1 protein-coding gene is annotated in these 876 nt (G+C 43.4%); it reads left to right on the plus strand.

Translation table 11 applies throughout. The features are described 5' to 3' along the window. The first annotated feature begins 215 nt into the window (after positions 1-215). Positions 216-530, plus strand: a complete 315-nt coding sequence (trxA, locus tag UB32_RS07305; RefSeq protein WP_044392466.1) for a thioredoxin — start codon at positions 216-218, stop codon at positions 528-530. The last annotated feature ends 346 nt before the right edge of the window (positions 531-876 follow it).

The following is an 876-nucleotide window of genomic DNA, read 5'->3' on the forward strand; positions in this document are numbered from 1 at the left end:
GTGAAAAGAGGAAACAGCGGTGTTAGACCCGCCAGCCACAGGACGTGGCGTTCTAGGCGTGCAGCGCTTGTCGGGGCTGACCAAGGCGCTTGCGCTTTTCTAGGAATATTCACATTTAAAGGGGGTATATTATACCCGGAGCAGATAAATAGCATCAATGGATAGACAATGATATACTAACGATATTATTTAGAAATATTTTAGGAGGCATTTAAATGGCTATTACACATGCTACTGACGCAACTTTTGCTAACGAAATAGGATCAGGTATAGTGCTTGTTGATTTTTGGGCACCATGGTGCGGCCCTTGTAAGATGATCGCGCCTGTGCTTGAACAGATAGACGCAGAAATGAGTGACAAGGTGAAAATTGTGAAGCTTGATGTGGATGACAACCAGGAAACAGCAGCAAAGTACGGCATCATGAGCATCCCAACATTACTTATGCTCAAAGATGGACAACCGGTTGATAAAATTATCGGTTACCAGCCGAAAGAAGCATTAGTAGGACGTATTCAACAGCATATTTAATCTCAAAAAAAGAGGCTGACTCAAAAGGTTGAATAAATCCAACCTGAGAGTCGCCTCTTTTATTTTATCTTTAAACTTGACTCGAATGGAGTAGAAGACGCGAAGACAGCCGATAGATGAGACCCCGTAAAAGCCAACACGGACGAGGAGCTTTAACGACGACCGAAGCGCCTGGAACGGAAATCGATGGACTATTTTGGTAAGTAAAAATAAAGAGGGTGCTCAAAGGTTATACTTTTGTGACACTCTTTTTTTTACAAGATAAGAAAGCATAAAATTCACTTCGAGAATGGTCTAACTCCAGCGCCTAGCCCCTCGAGTCGCTTCGGTCCGACCCATGAAGTCA

Source organism: Mesobacillus subterraneus, assembly GCF_000934845.1.
In the GTDB taxonomy this organism is placed as follows: domain Bacteria; phylum Bacillota; class Bacilli; order Bacillales; family Cytobacillaceae; genus Mesobacillus; species Mesobacillus stamsii.

Excerpts from the sequence above, each read along its gene's own strand:
- trxA (WP_044392466.1), top strand. The coding sequence starts at position 216 with ATGGCTATTACACATGCTACTGACGCAACTTTTGCTAACGAAATAGGA.